Here is a 21,514-nt window from a genome sequence, read left to right as displayed (position 1 = left end):
TTGTAAGCAAGCACTTACTGATGTTATCCCAGTGCTACGCGAGTAGGTTTATCGAGGCGGCCACTCAGCCCTATCAGCAGGAAAGCGACAAGGACGATCACCGCACCAATCCAGGGAGTCTGGGTTAATCCAAAGTGTTCGACGGTTTGTCCGCCAATAATGGAGCCCAGCGCGATCCCAATATTGAACGCGGCAATGTTCAGTCCGGATGCCACATCCACGGCGTTTGGCGTATAGAGCTCCGCTTTCTGAACAACATAAACCTGAAGCCCGGGCACGTTGCCAAAAGCGAAGACACCCATTACCAGTACCGTGATCAGTGCGGCATATTGCATGGACGCCGTGAACTGGAATATCAACAGCAGAACCACCAGGGCGGCGAAGATAAATTTCAGCGCCGGAACCGCACCATGTTTATCTGCAAGCTTGCCGCCCCAGATATTGCCAATCGCCACGGAAATACCGTATCCCAGCAAAATCCAGCTCACGGCACTCGGGGAGAAGCCTGCCAGGTCCTGCATCATCGGTGCCAGGAAGGTGAAGGCGGTAAATACGCCTCCATAGCCCAGAGCCGTGACCGCGTAGATGATCAGCAAACGCGGATGGGTAAGCACCTTTAGCTGATCGCTCAGGCTGGCGCTGGCCCGGCCTGGAATAGTCGACGGTACCAGCAGCAGGCTAGCAACAAGGGCAATAACCCCCAATAAGGAGACGGCCAGAAACGTCTCACGCCAGCCGAAGTGCTGTCCGATAAACGTGCCTAGCGGCACACCCGTAACGAGTGCGACGGTCAGTCCACCAAACATGATCGCAATAGCTGAGGCTGCTTTCTCTTTGGGGACCAGGCTGGTTGCAATGGTGGAACCAATTGAGAAGAACACGCCGTGTGCAAGGCCGGTCAACAGACGGGCAATCACCAGGGTGGTGTAGTCCGGTGCCTGCCAGGCCAGAATGTTACCGGCGGTGAACAACACCATCAACGCAACTAACAGCTGCTTACGTGGAAAACGTCCGGTCAGAGCCGTCAGCACAGGCGCACCGACGGCGACGCCCAGGGCGTAGATTGACACCAGCAATCCGGCGGAAGGCAGCGAGATCGCAAGCTGGTTAGCAATGGTGGGAACCAGTCCCACGATAACAAATTCGGTCGTGCCAATTGCAAAGGCACTGATCGTCAGGGCAAGTAGCGCCAGTGGCATAAAATACTCCGTATCATCAGGATTAAGATGACAGCCAGTATGCGCCAGTGCTTAAATAACAAAAATGGTCAAAATATCAATAGAATTTTGCAGGTGGTGCAACAATGAAAGCAACGTCAGAAGAGCTGACAATCTTTGTCGCCGTTGTTGAAAGCGGTAGCTTTAGCCGGGCAGCCGAACAGCTGGGACAGGCTAACTCGGCCATCAGCCGCTCAGTGAAAAAGCTGGAGATGAAGCTTGGGGTGAGCCTGCTCAACCGGACGACGCGGCAACTGAGCCTGACGGAAGAAGGAGAGCGTTATTTCCGCCGCGTGCAGTCGGTGCTGCAGGAGATGGCTGCAGCAGAGACAGAAATTATGGAAAGCCGCAGCACGCCGCGGGGATTGCTGCGCATTGATGCGGCCACGCCGGTAGTACTGCACTTTCTGATGCCGCTGATCAAACCTTTTCGTGAACGCTATCCGCAGATGACGCTTTCTTTGGTCTCATCAGAGACGTTTATCAACCTCATCGAGCGTAAAGTGGATGTGGCTATCCGGGCCGGTACACTGACCGATTCAAGCTTGCGCGCCCGCCCGCTGTTTGCCAGCTACCGCAAAATTATCGCGTCGCCGCAGTACATTGCTGAGCACGGTAAACCGGAGACCGTTGAAGAGTTGAAGCAGCATCTTTGTCTGGGCTTTACGGAACCGGTATCACTGAATACCTGGCCTGTCGCCTGTCGTGATGGTCAGCTTCATGAAATTACCAGTGGGTTATCGTCAAACAGTGGAGAAACGCTAAAGCAACTGTGTCTTGAAGGGAACGGCATCGCGTGCCTGTCTGACTATATGATAGATAAGGAGATTGAACGAGGTGAACTGGTGGAACTGATGGCGGATAAACGTTTGCCGGTCGAGATGCCTTTTAGCGCAGTGTATTACAGTGACAGAGCGGTGAGTACGCGGATTCGTGCTTTTATTGACTTCCTGAGTGAACATATAAAGACAGCTCCCGGAGGAGCTGTATGAGGGTTAAGGCGACAGAGGGTTAGTGAAACTTAATCCCAGTCAGGCGCTAAACCTTCCGGGCTGACCAGGCGATCGTTGCACTCCAGTGCTGCGATCGCTTTTTTATCGTCATCATCCAGATGAAGGTCGACCGCTGACAGGTTGCTGGCCAGGTTTACACGTTTGGTTGACGATGGGATCACGGCATAACCTTCGCCCATTGCCCATGCCAGAATGACCTGTGCCGGAGTCGCGTTATGTTTTTCTGCAATACGTATAATCGCCTCATCTTTCAGTGCCTTACCATAAGCCAGCGTCATGTATGACGTAATGTGGATACCGTGCTGCGTTGCCCAGTCCACGACTTTATGGTTTTGCAGATAAGGTGAAAGTTCAATCTGGTTGGTCGCGATATTTTCTGCACCTACTGCGGCAATGGCTTTTTCCATCAGCGGAATGGTGAAGTTTGAAATACCGATTTCACGCGTTAATCCCTGCTTTTTCGCTTCCATCAGCGCCTGCATGAACTCTTCTACAGAAACGGCATCGTTTGGTGATGGCCAGTGGATCAGCGTCAGGTCCACGTAGTCAGTACGCAGCTTTTTCAGACTCTCTTTCAGGCTAGGGAGCAGTTTGTCTTTGCTGAGGTTTTCAATCCAGATTTTGGTGGTGATAAATATCTCGTTACGCGGTACACCACTCTCTTCAATGGCCTGTCCAACGGCAGCTTCATTTTCATAGATCTGTGCCGTATCAATTGCGCGATAGCCTAACTCGAGTGCCGTTTTAACAGATGCGATAACAACGTCGTCTTTAAGGCGGAAAGTGCCCAGACCAAATGCAGGGAGAGTCATAGTATTCCTCAATCATTATGTTCGTAAACTGAGGAGGATTATCGCTGGCGTCGTTATATTGAAAAAGATCGTAAAACGCAGAGGATTTTTGCTCATTTCGCAATAATTAAACAGCAGATAAGAAAAAAGCCCTGAGCGTTAACTCAGGGCTTTCAATAAGTGGCGGAACGGACGGGACTCGAACCCGCGACCCCCTGCGTGACAGGCAGGTATTCTAACCGACTGAACTACCGCTCCACCGAAGACTGCTTGTAACCACCGGATTTATGCACCGGCTTACTACTTAATTTGATGCCTGGCAGTTCCCTACTCTCACATGGGGAGACCCCACACTACCATCGGCGCTACGGCGTTTCACTTCTGAGTTCGGCATGGGGTCAGGTGGGACCACCGCGCTAAAGCCGCCAGGCAAATTCTGTTATCTGTATCAGGCTGAAAATCGTCTCTCTCACGCCAAAACAGCTTCGGCGTTGTAAGGTTAAGCCTCACGGTTCATTAGTATCGGTTAGCTCAACGCATCGCTGCGCTTACACACCCGACCTATCAACGTCGTCGTCTTCAACGTTCCTTCAGGAGACTTATAGTCTCAGGGAGAACTCATCTCGGGGCAAGTTTCGTGCTTAGATGCTTTCAGCACTTATCTCTTCCGCATTTAGCTACCGGGCAGTGCCATTGGCATGACAACCCGAACACCAGTGATGCGTCCACTCCGGTCCTCTCGTACTAGGAGCAGCCCCCCTCAATTCTCCAGCGCCCACGGCAGATAGGGACCGAACTGTCTCACGACGTTCTAAACCCAGCTCGCGTACCACTTTAAATGGCGAACAGCCATACCCTTGGGACCTACTTCAGCCCCAGGATGTGATGAGCCGACATCGAGGTGCCAAACACCGCCGTCGATATGAACTCTTGGGCGGTATCAGCCTGTTATCCCCGGAGTACCTTTTATCCGTTGAGCGATGGCCCTTCCATTCAGAACCACCGGATCACTATGACCTGCTTTCGCACCTGCTCGAGCCGTCACTCTCGCAGTCAAGCTAGCTTATGCCATTGCACTAACCTCCTGATGTCCGACCAGGATTAGCTAACCTTCGTGCTCCTCCGTTACTCTTTGGGAGGAGACCGCCCCAGTCAAACTACCCACCAGACACTGTCCGCAACCCGGATTACGGGTCTACGTTAGAACACCAGCCATTAAAGGGTGGTATTTCAAGGTCGGCTCCACGCAGACTGGCGTCCACGCTTCAAAGCCTCCCACCTATCCTACACATCAAGGACCAGTGTTCAGTGTCAAGCTATAGTAAAGGTTCACGGGGTCTTTCCGTCTTGCCGCGGGTACACTGCATCTTCACAGCGAGTTCAATTTCACTGAGTCTCGGGTGGAGACAGCCTGGCCATCATTACGCCATTCGTGCAGGTCGGAACTTACCCGACAAGGAATTTCGCTACCTTAGGACCGTTATAGTTACGGCCGCCGTTTACCGGGGCTTCGATCAAGAGCTTCGCGTTGCCGCTAACCCCATCAATTAACCTTCCGGCACCGGGCAGGCGTCACACCGTATACGTCCACTTTCGTGTTTGCACAGTGCTGTGTTTTTAATAAACAGTTGCAGCCAGCTGGTATCTTCGACTGATTTCAGCTCCACCCGCAGGGGCTTCACCTACATATCAGCGTGCCTTCTCCCGAAGTTACGGCACCATTTTGCCTAGTTCCTTCACCCGAGTTCTCTCAAGCGCCTTGGTATTCTCTACCTGACCACCTGTGTCGGTTTGGGGTACGATTTCGTGTTACCTGATGCTTAGAGGCTTTTCCTGGAAGCAGGGCATTTGTTACTTCAGCACCGTAGTGCCTCGTCATCACACCTCAGCGTTAAAAGGTACCGGATTTACCTGGAACCTCCGCCTACATGCTTAAACCGGGACAACCGTCGCCCGGCTAACATAGCCTTCTCCGTCCCCCCTTCGCAGTAACACCAAGTACAGGAATATTAACCTGTTTCCCATCGACTACGCCTTTCGGCCTCGCCTTAGGGGTCGACTCACCCTGCCCCGATTAACGTTGGACAGGAACCCTTGGTCTTCCGGCGAGCGGGCTTTTCACCCGCTTTATCGTTACTTATGTCAGCATTCGCACTTCTGATACCTCCAGCAACCCTCACAGGCCACCTTCAACGGCTTACAGAACGCTCCCCTACCCAACAACACATAGTGTCGCTGCCGCAGCTTCGGTGCATGGTTTAGCCCCGTTACATCTTCCGCGCAGGCCGACTCGACCAGTGAGCTATTACGCTTTCTTTAAATGATGGCTGCTTCTAAGCCAACATCCTGGCTGTCTGTGCCTTCCCACATCGTTTCCCACTTAACCATGACTTTGGGACCTTAGCTGGCGGTCTGGGTTGTTTCCCTCTTCACGACGGACGTTAGCACCCGCCGTGTGTCTCCCGTGATAACATTCTTCGGTATTCGTAGTTTGCATCGGGTTGGTAAGCCGGGATGGCCCCCTAGCCGAAACAGTGCTCTACCCCCGAAGATGAGTTCACGAGGCGCTACCTAAATAGCTTTCGGGGAGAACCAGCTATCTCCCGGTTTGATTGGCCTTTCACCCCCAGCCACAGGTCATCCGCTAATTTTTCAACATTAGTCGGTTCGGTCCTCCAGTTAGTGTTACCCAACCTTCAACCTGCCCATGGCTAGATCACCGGGTTTCGGGTCTATACCCTGCAACTTAACGCCCAGTTAAGACTCGGTTTCCCTTCGGCTCCCCTATACGGTTAACCTTGCTACAGAATATAAGTCGCTGACCCATTATACAAAAGGTACGCAGTCACCTAACAAGTAGGCTCCCACTGCTTGTACGTACACGGTTTCAGGTTCTTTTTCACTCCCCTCGCCGGGGTTCTTTTCGCCTTTCCCTCACGGTACTGGTTCACTATCGGTCAGTCAGGAGTATTTAGCCTTGGAGGATGGTCCCCCCATATTCAGACAGGATACCACGTGTCCCGCCCTACTCTTCGAGTTCACAACCTGTGCATTTTCGTGTACGGGACTATCACCCTGTACCGTCGGACTTTCCAGACCGTTCCACTAACACACAAGCTGATTCAGACTCCGGGCTGCTCCCCGTTCGCTCGCCGCTACTGGGGGAATCTCGGTTGATTTCTTTTCCTCGGGGTACTTAGATGTTTCAGTTCCCCCGGTTCGCCTCGTTAACCTATGTATTCAGTTAACGATAGTGTGTCGAAACACACTGGGTTTCCCCATTCGGACATCGCCGGGTCAAAGGTTCATATCACCTCGCCGGCGCTTTTCGCAGATTAGCACGTCCTTCATCGCCTCTGACTGCCAGGGCATCCACCGTGTACGCTTAGTCGCTTAACCTCACAACCCGAAGATGTTTCTTTCGATTCACCATCGGTTTGCGAAAATTTGAGAGACTCGAACACACATTAACTGTGTGTCGTTTCAATTTTCAGCTTGATCCAGATTTTTAAAGAGCAAAACTTCGCAGTGCACCTTTTCAGGTTCACTCTGAAGTTTTCTTGTGTTCGCAGTAAAAGATGGTGGAGCTATGCGGGATCGAACCGCAGACCTCCTGCGTGCAAAGCAGGCGCTCTCCCAGCTGAGCTATAGCCCCATCGTTTGTAATCTCTGTACCGCTCATCCTTTAAAAGGAGTTTGGTAGGCCTGAGTGGACTTGAACCACCGACCTCACCCTTATCAGGGGTGCGCTCTAACCACCTGAGCTACAAGCCTGCAGAGATTTTTACTGCTGTTTTTTCATCAGACAATCTGTGTGAGCACTGCAAAGGCAGGTTCTTTAAGGTAAGGAGGTGATCCAACCGCAGGTTCCCCTACGGTTACCTTGTTACGACTTCACCCCAGTCATGAATCACAAAGTGGTAAGCGCCCTCCCGAAGGTTAAGCTACCTACTTCTTTTGCAACCCACTCCCATGGTGTGACGGGCGGTGTGTACAAGGCCCGGGAACGTATTCACCGTAGCATTCTGATCTACGATTACTAGCGATTCCGACTTCATGGAGTCGAGTTGCAGACTCCAATCCGGACTACGACGCACTTTATGAGGTCCGCTTGCTCTCGCGAGGTCGCTTCTCTTTGTATGCGCCATTGTAGCACGTGTGTAGCCCTACTCGTAAGGGCCATGATGACTTGACGTCATCCCCACCTTCCTCCAGTTTATCACTGGCAGTCTCCTTTGAGTTCCCGGCCGGACCGCTGGCAACAAAGGATAAGGGTTGCGCTCGTTGCGGGACTTAACCCAACATTTCACAACACGAGCTGACGACAGCCATGCAGCACCTGTCTCAGAGTTCCCGAAGGCACCAAAGCATCTCTGCTAAGTTCTCTGGATGTCAAGAGTAGGTAAGGTTCTTCGCGTTGCATCGAATTAAACCACATGCTCCACCGCTTGTGCGGGCCCCCGTCAATTCATTTGAGTTTTAACCTTGCGGCCGTACTCCCCAGGCGGTCGACTTAACGCGTTAGCTCCGGAAGCCACGCCTCAAGGGCACAACCTCCAAGTCGACATCGTTTACGGCGTGGACTACCAGGGTATCTAATCCTGTTTGCTCCCCACGCTTTCGCACCTGAGCGTCAGTCTTTGTCCAGGGGGCCGCCTTCGCCACCGGTATTCCTCCAGATCTCTACGCATTTCACCGCTACACCTGGAATTCTACCCCCCTCTACAAGACTCTAGCCTGCCAGTTTCGAATGCAGTTCCCAGGTTGAGCCCGGGGATTTCACATCCGACTTGACAGACCGCCTGCGTGCGCTTTACGCCCAGTAATTCCGATTAACGCTTGCACCCTCCGTATTACCGCGGCTGCTGGCACGGAGTTAGCCGGTGCTTCTTCTGCGGGTAACGTCAATCGACAAGGTTATTAACCTTATCGCCTTCCTCCCCGCTGAAAGTACTTTACAACCCGAAGGCCTTCTTCATACACGCGGCATGGCTGCATCAGGCTTGCGCCCATTGTGCAATATTCCCCACTGCTGCCTCCCGTAGGAGTCTGGACCGTGTCTCAGTTCCAGTGTGGCTGGTCATCCTCTCAGACCAGCTAGGGATCGTCGCCTAGGTGAGCCATTACCCCACCTACTAGCTAATCCCATCTGGGCACATCTGATGGCAAGAGGCCCGAAGGTCCCCCTCTTTGGTCTTGCGACGTTATGCGGTATTAGCTACCGTTTCCAGTAGTTATCCCCCTCCATCAGGCAGTTTCCCAGACATTACTCACCCGTCCGCCACTCGTCACCCGAGAGCAAGCTCTCTGTGCTACCGTTCGACTTGCATGTGTTAGGCCTGCCGCCAGCGTTCAATCTGAGCCATGATCAAACTCTTCAATTTAAGTTTGATGCTCGTGAATTAAACTTCGTAATGAATTACGTATGTTCACTCAGAGACTTGGTATTCATTTTTCGTCTTGCGACGTTAAGAATCCATGTCACTTTGAGTGCCCACACAGATTGTCTGATAAATTGTTAAAGAGCAGTGCAACGCGGCTTTCGCTCACCGTTGCGAGGTGGCGTATATTACGCTTTCCTCTTTCAGAGTCAACCCGTTATTTCAGGATTTTTTCTCTTCAACCGACCGGGTTGTCTGTGAAGTGATTCACATCTGCCGTGTCGATGGAGGCGCATTATAGGGAGCTGCCGAGGAATGACAAGTGGAAATATGCATTTTTATTTCGACCGCTCACCTTTTCACCAGAACGGCTATTTTTGGTGCTTTTTAATCTCTTTTGGCAGATCGGCCAGGCTATTAATCACCCAATCCGCGGCATTTTCAGCTTCTGGCGTAACAGGCTTACCCGTGCGCACTAATATTTTGGTCCCCACACCTGCAGCTGCTGCTGCCTGCATATCTTCCAGTTTATCGCCCACCATATAAGAAGCGGCCATATCGATGTGCAGAAACTCTTGCGCGGAGATAAACATTCCCGGATGCGGTTTACGGCAATCACAGGTCTGGCGATACGCTTCTACGGTTCCCTGAGGGTGGTGTGGGCAATAATAAATGCCATCAAGATCGACCCCGCGATCCGCCAGCGACCAGTCCATCCATTCTGTCAGCGTCTCGAATTGCGCTTCGGTGAATTTACCGCGCGCAATACCAGACTGGTTCGTTACGACCACCAGCGCGTAGCCCATCTCTTTCAGCTGGCGCATTGCCTCTATAACGCCTTCGATAAATTCGAACTCATCAATCTCATGGACATAACCGTGATCCACATTAATAGTGCCATCACGATCGAGAAAAATTGCGGGTACTGATTTTGCCACCGGTTTGCTCCTGAAAAAGGCCTGTTGAGCTAGTATCTCATGAAACGCAGCGCAATAAAGTGCTCATCGTACAGAGTTGGATTGATTTAGACGTCTGGATGCCTTAACATCCGTTTTGTTTACGGTCATCACCCGTATCTGGCAGAACAAAATGCCACGGCTAACTTACATACGATAAAAATAATCTAATGATTAAACTTTCCAATATCACCAAAGTGTTCCAGCAGGGGAACCGAACCATTCAGGCGCTGAACAATGTCAGCCTGCATGTTCCTGCTGGTCAAATTTATGGCGTCATTGGCGCATCGGGTGCAGGTAAAAGCACGCTGATCCGTTGTGTTAACCTGCTTGAGCGTCCAACCCAGGGTAACGTAGAAGTTGGCGGCCAGGAACTTACCGCTCTTTCAGAGAAAGAACTCACCAAAGCGCGTCGTCAGATTGGCATGATCTTCCAGCACTTCAACCTGCTGGCTTCCCGCACCGTTTTCGGCAACGTCGCCTTGCCGCTGGAGCTGGACAACACACCGAAAGAAGAAGTGAAACGTCGCGTTACCGAACTGCTCGACCTCGTGGGTCTGGGTGACAAACATGACAGCTACCCGGCAAATCTGTCTGGTGGTCAAAAGCAGCGTGTGGCGATTGCCCGCGCACTGGCTAGCAATCCTAAGGTATTGCTGTGTGATGAAGCGACCAGCGCACTGGATCCGGCTACCACGCGTTCTATTCTGGAACTGCTGAAAGACATTAACCGTCGCCTCGGCCTGACGATCCTCCTTATTACGCACGAGATGGATGTGGTGAAACGCATCTGCGACTGCGTGGCGGTCATCAGCAACGGTGAACTGATTGAGCAGGACACCGTCAGCGAAGTATTCTCCCATCCGAAGACCCCGCTGGCGCAGCAGTTCATTCAGTCGACGCTGCACCTGGATATTCCAGAAGATTATCTGGAGCGTTTGAAAACTGAACCCGAGGCAGACAGCGTCCCAATGCTGCGCATGGAGTTCACCGGTCAGTCCGTTGATGCCCCTCTGCTTTCCGAAACCGCGCGTCGCTTTAACGTGAACAACAACATTATCAGCGCCCAGATGGATTACGCCGGTGGCGTGAAGTTCGGCATCATGCTGACGGAAATGCACGGCACACAAGAAGAAACCCAGGCGGCAATCGCCTGGCTGCAAGAACACCACGTAAAAGTAGAGGTACTGGGTTATGTCTGAGCCGATGATGTGGCTGCTGGTTCGCGGCGTTTGGGAAACGCTGGCAATGACCTTCGTATCGGGTTTCTTTGGTTTTGTGATTGGCCTGCCGGTCGGCGTACTGCTGTACGTCACGCGTCCGGGTCAAATCATTGAGAACGCGAAGCTCTACCGTACGCTCTCTGCGCTGGTTAACATCTTCCGTTCCATCCCGTTCATTATTTTGCTGGTGTGGATGATTCCATTTACCCGCGTGATCGTTGGTACGTCAATCGGTCTGCAGGCGGCCATTGTTCCGTTGACGGTAGGCGCTGCGCCGTTTATCGCCCGTATGGTGGAAAACGCCCTGCTGGAGATCCCGACGGGTTTGATCGAGGCCTCTCGTGCGATGGGCGCAACACCTATGCAGATCGTCCGCAAGGTACTGCTGCCTGAAGCACTGCCAGGCCTGGTGAACGCGGCCACGATTACGCTTATTACTCTGGTGGGGTATTCCGCGATGGGCGGTGCCGTAGGTGCCGGCGGTTTAGGCCAGATTGGCTACCAGTACGGCTATATTGGTTATAACGCTACCGTAATGAATACCGTTCTGGTATTGCTGGTTGTGCTGGTTTACTTAATCCAGTTCTCTGGCGATCGCATCGTCCGGGCTGTTACTCACAAATAACGTTACACACAACACAAACTCGACGAGTTAAGGATAAAACATGGCGTTTAAATTAAAGACCTTTGCAGCAGTAGGCGCGCTTATTGGCTCTCTGGCACTGGTGGGTTGCGGTCAGGACGAAAAAGATCCAAACCACATCAAAGTGGGCGTTATCGTTGGTGCAGAACAGCAGGTTGCTGAAGTTGCCCAGAAAGTGGCGAAAGAGAAATACGGCCTGGACGTTGAGCTGGTGACCTTCAACGATTACGTTCTGCCAAACGAAGCGCTGAGCAAAGGCGATATCGACGCTAACGCCTTCCAGCATAAGCCTTACCTGGATCAGCAGATCAAAGATCGTGGCTATAAGCTGGTAGGTGTCGGTAACACCTTCGTTTATCCGATTGCCGGTTACTCCAAGAAAATTAAATCACTGGACGAACTGCAGCCGGGCTCTCAGGTTGCGGTGCCTAACGACCCAACCAACCTCGGTCGTTCCCTGCTGCTGCTGCAGAAAGTGGGCCTGATCAAACTGAAAGACGGTGTTGGCCTGCTGCCAACCGTTCTGGATGTCACCGAGAACCCGAAAAATCTGAAAATTGTTGAGCTGGAAGCCCCACAGCTGCCACGTTCTCTGGACGATGCGCAGATTGCTCTGGCCGTTATCAACACCACTTACGCCAGCCAGATTGGCCTGACGCCAGCGAAAGACGGTATCTTCGTTGAAGATAAAGACTCCCCGTACGTTAACCTGATCGTGACTCGCGAAGACAACAAAGACGCGGAAAACGTGAAGAAGTTCGTACAGGCTTATCAGTCTGACGAAGTTTACCAGGAAGCCAACAAAGTGTTTAACGGTGGCGCGGTTAAAGGCTGGTAATCTCACCTCAGTGTAATATCATCAGGACGGGCTTATGCCCGTCTTGTCATTTGTGCAGTCAACTGATTCAATATCTGACGTTTTGATTATCCATTGAGGAATTATTATGCGTGCTTTACCGATCTGTCTTTTAGCACTCATGCTGAGCGGCTGTTCTATGCTAAGCAGATCTCCTGTTGAACCTGTTCAAAGCACGGCAACCCCGCCAAAAACAGAGCCTGCGAAACCGAAAGTGGTTCGCCCTGCGCCGGTTCGCATTATCACGAAAGCTGACGAACTCGTCGGTAAACCGTTCCGTGAACTGGGTGAAGTAAGCGGTGAATCCTGTCAGGCAACCAATCAGGACTCTCCGCCGAATATCCCGACAGCGCGTAAACGCATGCAGATTAACGCTGCCAAAATGAAAGCCAACGCGGTTCTGCTGCACAGCTGTGAAGTCACCAGCGGCACGCCGGGCTGCTATCGTCAGGCGGTTTGCATCGGTTCTGCGCTGAACATTACGGCGAAATGAGTGCATTTCAGTTTGAGCAGATAGGCGTTATCCACTCTCCCTATAAAGAGAAGTTCGCCGTGCCTCGCCAGCCGGGTCTGGTGACCAGCGGCGGGGGCGAGCTTCATCTTCTGGCGCCTTACAACCAGGCCGATGCGGTACGCGGGCTTGAGGCATTTAGCCATTTATGGGTGGTATTTGTCTTTCATCAGACGATGGAAGGCGGCTGGCGACCAACCGTGCGCCCTCCTCGTCTGGGTGGAAATGCGCGAATGGGCGTATTTGCGACTCGCTCGACCTTCCGTCCAAACCCGATCGGGATGTCGTTGGTTGAACTGAAAGGCATACGTTGTCAGAAAGATCGGGTGATACTGGAATTAGGCAGTCTGGACCTGGTGGACGGCACGCCGGTTATCGACATCAAACCCTATTTGCCCTTCGCGGAAGCGCTCCCGGACGCGCGCGCAAGTTATGCTCAGGATGCACCGCAGGCGGATATGCCTGTCTCTTTTACCCCTGAGATCGCCTCGCAGCTTAGCCAGATGGAGAAGCGCTATCCTCGTTTGCGGAATTTCATCACCGAAGTGCTGGCACAGGACCCCCGTCCAGCCTACCGTAAAGAAGAGGAAGCAGGAAAAACATACGCCGTCTGGCTGCTGGATTTTAACGTGCGCTGGCGCGTCACCGGGGCAGGTTTTGAAGTGTTTGCCCTTGAACCCAGGTAATTTTGTTCTCCTCTCTTTTGGCATCTTTGCCACACTGGTAAACTAAACCACTTTTTTTGTGTCAGGCTGGTGTTTCAGCCTGTTCCAATCGTCGAAATGGAACCGTAACAACATGCGTACTAGCCAATATCTGCTCTCCACTCTGAAGGAGACGCCTGCCGACGCCGAAGTGATCAGCCATCAGCTGATGCTGCGCGCCGGGATGATCCGCAAGCTGGCCTCCGGGTTATATACCTGGCTGCCGACCGGCGTGCGCGTCCTGAAAAAAGTCGAAAACATCGTGCGTGAAGAGATGAACAACGCCGGTGCTATCGAGGTGTCCATGCCTGTGGTTCAGCCCGCTGACCTGTGGCAGGAGAGCGGCCGTTGGGAACAATATGGCCCAGAGCTGCTGCGCTTCGTCGATCGCGGCGAGCGTCCATTCGTTCTCGGCCCAACGCATGAAGAGGTCATTACCGACCTGATCCGTAACGAGCTGAGCTCTTACAAACAGCTGCCGCTGAACTTCTTCCAGATTCAGACCAAGTTCCGTGATGAAGTTCGTCCTCGTTTCGGGGTGATGCGCTCTCGCGAATTCCTGATGAAAGATTCTTACTCTTTCCATACCTCTCAGGAATCGCTGCAAGAGACCTACGACAAAATGTACGAGGCATACAGCAAAATCTTCTCCCGCATGGGTCTGGATTTCCGCGCTGTGCAGGCTGATACCGGCTCCATCGGTGGTAGCGCATCCCATGAATTCCAGGTACTGGCGCAGAGCGGTGAAGACGATGTGATCTTCTCGGACTCTTCAGATTACGCCGCGAACATCGAATTTGCAGAAGCGCTGGCACCAAAAGAACCACGCGGCGCTGCAACGCAGGAGATGACGCTGGTTGATACGCCAAACGCGAAAACCATTGCTGAGCTGGTTGAGCAGTTCGGTCTGCCGATTGAAAAAACCGTCAAAACGCTGCTGGTGAAATCTACCGAAGGCAGCGCTTACCCGCTGGTTGCCCTGCTGGTGCGTGGCGATCACGAGCTGAACGAAGTGAAAGCAGAGAAGCTGCCGCAGGTCGCGAGCCCGCTGACGTTTGCAACAGAAGCGGAAATCCGTGCCGTGGTCAATGCAGGTCCTGGCTCTCTCGGCCCGGTTAATATGCCGGTTCCGGTTGTTATTGACCGCACTGTTGCTGCGATGAGCGACTTCTCCGCCGGCGCTAACATCGACGGTAAACACTACTTCGGTATTAACTGGGATCGCGACGTGGCGACGCCTGAAGTGGCAGACATCCGTAACGTGGTCGCAGGCGATCCAAGTCCGGACGGTCAGGGCACCCTGATGATTAAGCGCGGTATCGAAGTCGGTCACATCTTCCAGCTGGGTGACAAATACTCTCGCGCACTGAACGCCGCCGTTCAGGGTGAAGATGGCCGTAACCAGATCCTGACCATGGGCTGCTACGGTATCGGGGTCACTCGTGTGGTCGCGGCGGCCATTGAACAGAACTACGACGAGCGCGGCATCGTCTGGCCGGACAATATCGCTCCGTTCCAGGTTGCGATTCTGCCAATGAACATGCACAAATCCTACCGTGTGCAGGAACTGGCTGAGAAGCTGTACGCCGAGCTGCGTGCTCAGGGTATCGAAGTGCTGATGGATGACCGTAAAGAGCGTCCGGGCGTGATGTTCGCCGATATGGAACTGATTGGTATTCCACACACGGTGGTCATCGGTGACCGTAACCTCGACAGCGATGAGATCGAATACAAATACCGTCGTAGCGGCGAGAAACAGATGATCAAGACAGGCGATATTCTTGATTACCTGGTGAAAGCCATCAAAGCCTAAACAAAAAACCCCGCTCAGGCGGGGTTTTTTAAGGGATAATCGTCAGCTTATTGACTGTTACAGTCTTTGCCTGCGATAAATTTCGCCTCTTTATCCACCACCAGCGTTTTCACGCTCTCTCCGCTATCCGGGTTTGGCTCCAGCGTAAAGTGACCATCTACGGTCAGCAATACCGGCTTGCTGTCATTGCCACGCGCCACGGCGTAATCACGTTCAAGCTGCGCGTTGTTCGCCACGCTGACTTTCTTACCCGTTGCACAGTCGGTAAAGATCGCCGCATCCGCCATATAGAAATACATACCCCGCATTGGCATCGGCGTAGCAGGCAGGGCCGCTTTCACCGGCGCAAGCGTATAGTTGAACTGGGATTCAATCGGGTTGCCCTCGCGGTCGAGCATCTCCATCCCCTCACCTTTGGCGCGGAAATACGTTTTCTCACCCGTGGTATCCGTCAGGACCAGCTTTTCCGCTGTACGCGCCCAGGTTCCGTAGGTCGCAAACGAAGAGGGTTCTTTAGCGCCCTGATAACGCTGGTTCATAACCCAGGTGCCGTCTTTTTGCAGGAACAGGGACGTTTCGATGCCTTCACAGTCTGCACAAGGCAATACGCCGCGCCAGCTCTGCTGCATAGGCTTTAACGCTTCATTCTGCGAGGACTGCAAAACCTGCGTTTCAGAACGGTTGTTACACCCGAAAAGCGCAAACAGCGTACTCACTGCCAGCGCTGAAAATAATGCTTTTTTCACAATGAATTCCTTATGAAAATTGTGTTCCCTTTCGTCACTCCATCGGGCGACGAACTTTACCGCGTAGTGCTTTCACTGTGGATTTTTGGGCTTTCGAGGACAACCGACGCTCTTTCGATGCGCGGGTTGGCCGCGTTGCCCGGCGGCTTTTTTGTACTGCTGTTAATTCTTTAATAACGGCCACCAGCCTGGCTATCGCCGCTTCCCGGTTTAACTCCTGGCTGCGGTACTCCTGGGCTTTAATCACAATCACACCTTCGCTGGTGATCAGATGATGGCTGGCAGCAAGCAGACTCTCTTTATAATACTCTGGCAGGCTTGATGCCCGAATGTCAAAACGCAAATGGATCGCCGTTGACGCCTTATTGACGTGCTGTCCACCCGCCCCCTGAGCACGGATGGCGGTGATCTCCAGCTCATTATCAGGGATGCTGACGTTTCGGGACAAAACAATCATGACGCAGGCTGCCAGGCCGTCAAATGAATTTCCAGATTATTCTGAGAATCAGAGAGCCAGATGGCGCCGTCCTGAATGGTTGCCTGCAGCGCCATCGTCCGGCCGGCAAACTCACTGAGCTGCGCCAGCTGTTCATCATCCAGATACCAGACGGTGAGATTTTTATACTGCGCACATTTATTCTTGCTTTGTTGCCACCAGATCTCCGCCGCGCGCTGGTTATAGGCGAATAACGCCACTTCAGCGGACTGGGTACAGGCCTTTTTAATCCGACGCTCGTCCGGCAGACCGAGCTCGATCCACAGGTCGATGCCCAGATGATCGTTTCGCAGCCAGGCTTCTGGCTCGTCCTCTGCGCTTAAGCCGCGGGTAAACTGCAGCCGCTCGTTGGCGTATTTAATCCACGCCAGCAGGCGCAGCATCATACGCTCCTGGGTTTCGGAGGGGTGGCGCGCCAGCGTCAGCGACGCATCCAGAAACTGGTTGCGATCAAGATCGGCCACATTGACCACTGCTTTATAAATTGTCGCTTTAAGCGCCATGAGAGAACTCCATTCGAATCAGGGGCACATTGTAGCGAAAACAGAGGCAAAAGGCTGTCACGCGGTGATAAATCACACCTGTCAAGGCGCTGATATTGCTTAAATGAGTATGGTATAGTCACCTTGCTAAACCGAGTTTATCTTCGTAGGCTTAATGATATCTCACAGTAAGTCAGTGCGCTGGCGGGAGGGGATGTGAATAATTATTGTGAGTTAATTCGCAAACGGTATGCGGAAATCGCCAGCGGAGATCTGGGGTATGTCCCGGACGCGTTGGGCTGTGTATTGAAAGTGCTTAATGAAGTGGCCTCTGATGAGAGCCTTTCAGAGTCGGTCAGGGAAAAAGCAGCGTACGCTGCGGCGAATTTACTGGTGAGCGATTATGTCGATGAATGATACTTATCAACCCATCAATTGTGATGACTATGACAACCTCGAACTCGCCTGCCAGCATCATTTAATACTGACGCTGGAGCTAAAAGATGGCGAAGTATTGAAGGCAAAAGCCAGCGATCTGGTTTCACGTAAAAACGTGGAATATCTGGTTGTTGAAGACGGCAGTGCAACGCGTGAGCTACGTCTGGATAAAATAGCCAGCTTCAGCCACCCGCAAATCGGCACCGTCGTGGTGAGCGAATCCTGATGACACTTACGGGCAGCCTGGCTGCCCGTTACACTTTCTGCCAATCAAAACTGAGCCCTTCTTCTGACCATCCCTCTTCCGTGATGAAAACCCCGGCAGCAGCCATCAACGTTTCACCGTAAAACAGCAGTGGCGTGGTATCACGTCGCCACGGCGGCACGCTGCACTCCTGCCATATCTTCTTAAGCTTCCGTCCCCCGTTGCGCCCGACAATATGCAGCAAACCACCAGCCTTGAAGCGTACGGTTACCGGCTCACCAGGCTTCGGCAGACGCACATGACCGGACGGGCTCAAAGAGACGCTCCCTGCATCACAGGGTAATATCAGCGGTACCTCTGGCGACGCCCAGTCGAGTACCACCTCGGTCAGTGAAGGCGTGGATTTGACCCACCAGAGTTTGCCTTTATAGCGCCTGACCTCAAAACCATTCAGATACACGCAGGGGGAAGCATCTTCCCGCGCCTGCGCGACTTCGTCCCAGATCCGGCTCAGCATCGCCCGCGACGGCATCGCTGCATGATGAGTAGCCAGCCAGCGGCGTAACAGTGCGGCGCGACGCACCGGGCTCATCGCCTCCAGGGGCGCTATAGCCAGTGCTCCGTCTTCAGAAATCAGGTCAGCCAGATCCGCACTCAACAGTTCATCCAGTAACAATTCCTGTTCAGCACACAGCATGGCGCTTCTCGCTGTCGCGTCGGCGAAATGCGGCCAGCGCTCGCTCAACAGCGGCAGGATGCGCAGACGCAGGAAATTACGATCGTAACTGTCGTCCTGGTTACTCTCGTCTTCTATCCAGTTCAGCTGATATTCCCGCGCCCAGGCTTCCAGCGACGCCCGCGTCTCGCCCAGCAGCGGGCGCAGCAATTGCGTCCCGGCAAACTCAGATCGTGCAGGCATGGCGGACAGCCCCGCCGGTCCGCTTCCCCGCTTAAGCGCCAGCAAAAAAGTTTCGCACTGATCGTCCAGATGCTGAGCCGTGACCAGCGCTTCGCCAGGAAGTAATGCCGCGGAAAAAGCGGCATAGCGGGCTTTCCGCGCCTGTGCCTCGATGCCCTTCCCCTCATCAATGAGCGTGACGCGCTCAACGATGAACGGGATCGCCCAGGCCGCACACAAGGCTTCACAGTGCGCCACCCACTCCTCAGCGTGAGGACTTAATCCATGATGGATGTGCATAGCCCGAAGCTGGACGTCAGGCTCCCGGTCGCGCCAGCGTTTCAGGCGATGGAGCAGAACGGTGGAATCCAGGCCACCGCTAAACCCCACCAGCAGCTGGCGGTACGGTGAAACAGCTTGTGCGATAGCGGGTAAGGTCATAGGAAATTACACATAAAAAATGCCCGAACTGAGCGGGCATTATCACACAGGACAAACATTACTGCTGGTAAAGCTCCAGCGGCAAACCATCCGGGTCGTTAAAAAAGGTAAAACGCTTGTCGGTGAAGGGATCGACACGGATCGGTTCACACGTCACGCCGTGCGCTTCCAGATGTTTTACTGCGTTATCCAGGTCATCAACGCTGAAGGCAAGATGGCGCAGTCCACAGGCTTCCGGGCGCGACGGGCGCGCAGGCGGGAAGGGAAAAGAGAACAGCTCAATCACATATTGCCCGTTTAAAGCGAGATCTCCCTTCCAGGAGTCACGCTCCTCGCGGTAGGCCTCGCTCAACAGCGTAAAGCCAAGAATGTCACAATAGAAGGCCTTACTTTTCGCGTAATCGGTAGCAATGATCGCAATATGGTGAACCGCTTTTAAACCCAGCATAGCTTCTCCTTTTTATGATGCCTGAACGTTACAACCGAGAACCCGCACCTGGCAAGCGGTCACCCTTATTTTAGGACTCGCACCCAGTAAACGCCGTGCTCATCGCGCTTCGCACCGTGAATATCCGTCTCGAAACCCGGATAGTGACGCCCCACCGAACAGAGCATCAGCAGAAAATCGAGCACTGCCCGGCTCTCCTCGGTGATCATTTCCCCCGGCATCAGCAGCGGTACACCCGGTGGGTAAGGCAGGATCATATTGGCCGACACGCGCCCGACCAGATTTTCCAGCTCAACGGTTTCTACCTCACCTTTTACCTGCCGCTGCCAGGCCTTGTGAGGCGTCAGCTTCATGACCGGCAGGACGTCAAACGCCTGAAGCATGAGGCGCGGCAGATCGTGCTGGCGGATCAATCTGTGGATCCCCTGGGCCAGATCCTGAATGCGCATATTGCGGTAGAAGTCAGGATCTTCCGCGTAGAGATCCGGCAGCATATTCTTCACCCGCAGGTTGAGATCGTAGGCACGCTTAAACTCCATCAGCCCGCGCAGCAGACCCATTGCCCGGGTTTTATCGATCCCGATACTGAACAGGAACAACAAATTATAGGGGCCGGTCTTCTCCACTACCACGCCGCGCTCATCAAGGAACTTCGCCACCAGCGCGGCGGGAATACCTTCATCACCCATTACACCCTGCTCGTCCATGCCAGGCGTCAGGATCGTCACCTTAACCGGATCGAGGAACATGTGGTCCGCATCGGCATCGCGGAAGCCGTGCCAGCTCTCCCCAGGCGCAACGGGCCAGCACTCGGCCTCGTCGATCTCTTCCGGCTGCCAGATATCAAAGAACCAGCCGTCTGCCTCATCTTTCAGCCGCTGGACCTCTTTACGGAAATGCAGCGCCCGCTCCACCGAGCGGTTTATCAGGCGTTTACCCGGGTTGCCGCGCAGCATCGCCGCCGCGGTTTCGATAGATGCCACCAGCGGATAGCTCGGTGAAGTGGTGGTATGCATCATAAAGGCTTCGTTGAAGGTCTCCTCGTCGTACTCGCCTTTGATGTGAATAAGAGACGCCTGGGAGAAGGCGGCCAGCATTTTGTGGGTCGACTGCGTTTCGAAGAACACTTTGCCCGGCACGCGCTCGCCGCTCATCCCGCTCTTACCCGAATAAATCGGGTGAAAATTGGTATAAGGCACCCACGCAGAATCGAAGTGGATCGACGGCACGTCCAGCGTCTGCTTGATCCAGTTGGTGTTGTATAACAGGCCGTCATAGGTGGAATTGGTGATCACCGCATGAACAGGCCAGCTTGCGCCAGGGATCGCCGCTACTTTCTTTTCAATGGTTTGATGCGTGAACTCCCGGCGTGGAATGCCGCCGAGAATCCCCAGCGCGTTACGCGTAGGGGATAACCAGAGCGGCACCACGTCGCTCATCATCAGCAGGTGCGCCAGCGATTTATGGCAGTTGCGGTCAATCAGCAGCGTGCTGCCCGCAGGCGCAGCGTACATCCCGACGATTTTGTTCGAGGTCGAGGTGCCGTTGGTCACCATATAGCTCTGCTCAGCGCCAAAGGTGCGGGCAATATACTCCTCGGCCTCCAGATGCGGGCCGGTATGATCCAGCAGAGAGCCCAGTTCCGTGACCGAAATTGACACGTCCGCTTTCAGCGTGTTGCCCCCGAAAAAATCATAGAACAGACAGCCTACCGGGCTTTTTTGATAGGCTGTTCCGGCCATATGCCCTGGCGTGCAGAAGGTGTATTTCCCCTCTTTCACATAGGTAAAAAGCGCGCGGGTAAAGGGCGGCGTAATGTTATCGAGGTATTCACCCGTGTACTGCTGAATGCGGGTCGCGATATCTTCCGCCACGCCGAGAGAATATTCAAAGAACCACAGCGCCATCCGCATATCATGCGCGCTGACGTCCATGGTCGAGTGGGTATTGATAAACGCATACAGCGGGAGATATTCGTTCAGCTTGTTGATCTCGCTGCACAGCTCCAGATCGTATTCGTCCCAGTCGAAGATCACGCCACAGATTCGCGGGTTATGCTCAATAAACTTCAGCAGGTCGGCGCTGTTGTGCGGCCAGATGAGCTGATACCCGCGCGACTGAAGGGCTTGCTCCAGCTCCTTGATGGGCTCGTCTTTATAAAAGACGCCGTGCGGCCCCATAATGGCAATGATGTTCACGGTCTACCTCCTTGAAAAACATTAGCTAAGCATAGTTAAGGTAAACGGCGGGTA

The 21,514-nt window shown here is 53.5% G+C and carries 18 protein-coding genes, 3 tRNA genes and 3 rRNA genes; 9 read left to right on the top strand and 15 right to left on the bottom strand.

Annotation, left to right across the window (positions count from 1 at the left end; genetic code table 11):
- Nucleotides 1-23: 23 nt before the first annotated feature.
- The gene (locus G0034_RS04300; RefSeq protein WP_023332149.1) at nucleotides 24-1,199 is read right to left on the bottom strand and encodes an MFS transporter; all 1,176 of its coding nucleotides are present in this window, start codon (nucleotides 1,197-1,199) and stop codon (nucleotides 24-26) included.
- Between the two features lie 104 nt (nucleotides 1,200-1,303).
- Between G0034_RS04300 and yafC the strand changes: the two genes are divergently transcribed.
- Nucleotides 1,304-2,209, top strand: a complete 906-nt coding sequence (gene yafC / locus G0034_RS04295; protein WP_023336783.1) for a DNA-binding transcriptional regulator YafC — start codon at nucleotides 1,304-1,306, stop codon at nucleotides 2,207-2,209.
- A gap of 29 nt (nucleotides 2,210-2,238) precedes the next feature.
- Here the strand turns inward: yafC and dkgB are convergent, their stop codons facing one another.
- The 8 genes from dkgB to gmhB form a co-directional block, all read right to left on the bottom strand.
- Nucleotides 2,239-3,042 carry a 2,5-didehydrogluconate reductase DkgB gene (dkgB, locus tag G0034_RS04290; protein ID WP_023336782.1) on the bottom strand — a complete coding sequence of 268 codons (804 nt, stop codon included), beginning with the start codon at nucleotides 3,040-3,042 and terminating at the stop codon, nucleotides 2,239-2,241.
- 160 nt (nucleotides 3,043-3,202) lie between these two features.
- Nucleotides 3,203-3,279, bottom strand: a tRNA-Asp gene (locus G0034_RS04285).
- Nucleotides 3,280-3,335: 56 nt separating this feature from the next.
- A 5S ribosomal RNA gene (gene rrf / locus G0034_RS04280) occupies nucleotides 3,336-3,451 on the bottom strand.
- A 65-nt stretch (nucleotides 3,452-3,516) separates the two neighbouring features.
- Nucleotides 3,517-6,420: ribosomal RNA gene (locus tag G0034_RS04275) — 23S ribosomal RNA — on the bottom strand.
- A 180-nt stretch (nucleotides 6,421-6,600) separates the two neighbouring features.
- A tRNA-Ala gene (locus tag G0034_RS04270) sits at nucleotides 6,601-6,676 on the bottom strand.
- 42 nt (nucleotides 6,677-6,718) lie between these two features.
- Nucleotides 6,719-6,795: transfer RNA gene (locus G0034_RS04265), tRNA-Ile, on the bottom strand.
- A 70-nt stretch (nucleotides 6,796-6,865) separates the two neighbouring features.
- Nucleotides 6,866-8,405 (bottom strand): 16S ribosomal RNA (locus G0034_RS04260).
- The 16S, 23S and 5S rRNA genes sit together here with 3 tRNA genes alongside, the layout of an rRNA operon.
- A gap of 368 nt (nucleotides 8,406-8,773) precedes the next feature.
- Entirely contained in the window at nucleotides 8,774-9,340 is a 567-nt protein-coding gene (gene gmhB / locus G0034_RS04255; protein WP_014882651.1) for a D-glycero-beta-D-manno-heptose 1,7-bisphosphate 7-phosphatase, read from the bottom strand.
- 188 nt (nucleotides 9,341-9,528) lie between these two features.
- Between gmhB and metN the strand changes: the two genes are divergently transcribed.
- From metN to proS, 6 genes are all read left to right on the top strand, one after another.
- Entirely contained in the window at nucleotides 9,529-10,560 is a 1,032-nt protein-coding gene (gene metN / locus G0034_RS04250; RefSeq protein WP_014882650.1) for a methionine ABC transporter ATP-binding protein MetN, read from the top strand.
- The gene (locus G0034_RS04245) at nucleotides 10,553-11,206 is read left to right on the top strand and encodes a methionine ABC transporter permease MetI (protein ID WP_003856130.1); all 654 of its coding nucleotides are present in this window, start codon (nucleotides 10,553-10,555) and stop codon (nucleotides 11,204-11,206) included. Before metN ends, G0034_RS04245 begins: the two co-directional genes overlap by 8 nt.
- 40 nt (nucleotides 11,207-11,246) lie before the next feature.
- Nucleotides 11,247-12,062 (top strand): methionine ABC transporter substrate-binding lipoprotein MetQ, encoded by an 816-nt coding sequence (gene metQ, locus G0034_RS04240; protein ID WP_014168729.1) that lies wholly within the window; start codon nucleotides 11,247-11,249, stop codon nucleotides 12,060-12,062.
- A gap of 106 nt (nucleotides 12,063-12,168) precedes the next feature.
- Nucleotides 12,169-12,573, top strand: coding sequence for an envelope stress sensor lipoprotein RcsF (gene rcsF / locus G0034_RS04235; RefSeq protein WP_008501883.1), 405 nt, complete (start codon nucleotides 12,169-12,171; stop codon nucleotides 12,571-12,573).
- Complete coding sequence (tsaA, locus tag G0034_RS04230; protein ID WP_014882649.1) at nucleotides 12,570-13,277, top strand: tRNA (N6-threonylcarbamoyladenosine(37)-N6)-methyltransferase TrmO; 708 nt, start codon at nucleotides 12,570-12,572, stop codon at nucleotides 13,275-13,277. The genes rcsF and tsaA overlap by 4 nt, the downstream gene beginning before the upstream one ends.
- A 112-nt stretch (nucleotides 13,278-13,389) precedes the next feature.
- Nucleotides 13,390-15,108: a proline--tRNA ligase gene (gene proS / locus G0034_RS04225; RefSeq protein ID WP_014882648.1), complete on the top strand. Its 1,719-nt coding sequence runs from the start codon at nucleotides 13,390-13,392 to the stop codon at nucleotides 15,106-15,108.
- A 47-nt stretch (nucleotides 15,109-15,155) separates the two neighbouring features.
- On the opposite strand, the gene nlpE is transcribed toward proS, so the two are convergent.
- Genes nlpE through G0034_RS04210 form a run of 3 tightly spaced genes read right to left on the bottom strand, consistent with a single transcriptional unit; the run spans nucleotide 15,156 to nucleotide 16,853 of the window.
- On the bottom strand, nucleotides 15,156-15,854 hold the full coding sequence (gene nlpE, locus G0034_RS04220) for an envelope stress response activation lipoprotein NlpE (protein ID WP_014882647.1): 699 nt from the start codon (nucleotides 15,852-15,854) through the stop codon (nucleotides 15,156-15,158).
- A gap of 34 nt (nucleotides 15,855-15,888) precedes the next feature.
- Nucleotides 15,889-16,311, bottom strand: coding sequence for an alternative ribosome rescue aminoacyl-tRNA hydrolase ArfB (gene arfB, locus G0034_RS04215; RefSeq protein ID WP_014882646.1), 423 nt, complete (start codon nucleotides 16,309-16,311; stop codon nucleotides 15,889-15,891).
- Entirely contained in the window at nucleotides 16,308-16,853 is a 546-nt protein-coding gene (locus G0034_RS04210) for a YaeQ family protein (RefSeq protein WP_014882645.1), read from the bottom strand. Before G0034_RS04210 ends, arfB begins: the two co-directional genes overlap by 4 nt.
- 195 nt (nucleotides 16,854-17,048) lie before the next feature.
- Here G0034_RS04210 and G0034_RS04205 point away from each other — a divergent pair, with 195 nt between their 5' ends.
- Together G0034_RS04205 and rof are read left to right on the top strand one after the other, a co-directional pair.
- A complete protein-coding gene (locus tag G0034_RS04205; RefSeq protein WP_008501889.1) occupies nucleotides 17,049-17,249 on the top strand; it encodes a YaeP family protein in 201 nt (66 codons plus the stop codon).
- Nucleotides 17,236-17,496 carry a Rho-binding antiterminator gene (gene rof / locus G0034_RS04200; protein ID WP_014882644.1) on the top strand — a complete coding sequence of 87 codons (261 nt, stop codon included), beginning with the start codon at nucleotides 17,236-17,238 and terminating at the stop codon, nucleotides 17,494-17,496. Before G0034_RS04205 ends, rof begins: the two co-directional genes overlap by 14 nt.
- Nucleotides 17,497-17,524: 28 nt before the next feature.
- On the opposite strand, the gene tilS is transcribed toward rof, so the two are convergent.
- The 3 genes from tilS to G0034_RS04185 all read right to left on the bottom strand — a co-directional run bounded on the left by tilS (nucleotide 17,525) and on the right by G0034_RS04185 (nucleotide 21,460).
- Entirely contained in the window at nucleotides 17,525-18,814 is a 1,290-nt protein-coding gene (gene tilS / locus G0034_RS04195; RefSeq protein ID WP_014882643.1) for a tRNA lysidine(34) synthetase TilS, read from the bottom strand.
- A gap of 58 nt (nucleotides 18,815-18,872) precedes the next feature.
- The gene (locus tag G0034_RS04190) at nucleotides 18,873-19,262 is read right to left on the bottom strand and encodes a VOC family protein (protein WP_014882642.1); all 390 of its coding nucleotides are present in this window, start codon (nucleotides 19,260-19,262) and stop codon (nucleotides 18,873-18,875) included.
- A 65-nt stretch (nucleotides 19,263-19,327) separates the two neighbouring features.
- Nucleotides 19,328-21,460 carry a lysine decarboxylase LdcC gene (locus G0034_RS04185; RefSeq protein ID WP_014882641.1) on the bottom strand — a complete coding sequence of 711 codons (2,133 nt, stop codon included), beginning with the start codon at nucleotides 21,458-21,460 and terminating at the stop codon, nucleotides 19,328-19,330.
- Between the last annotated feature and the right edge of the window lie 54 nt (nucleotides 21,461-21,514).

Origin of the sequence: Enterobacter sp. T2 (assembly GCF_010692925.1) — a bacterium.
Classification (GTDB): Bacteria; Pseudomonadota; Gammaproteobacteria; order Enterobacterales; family Enterobacteriaceae; genus Enterobacter; species Enterobacter kobei.
This window is presented reverse-complemented; position numbering and strand designations above follow the sequence as displayed.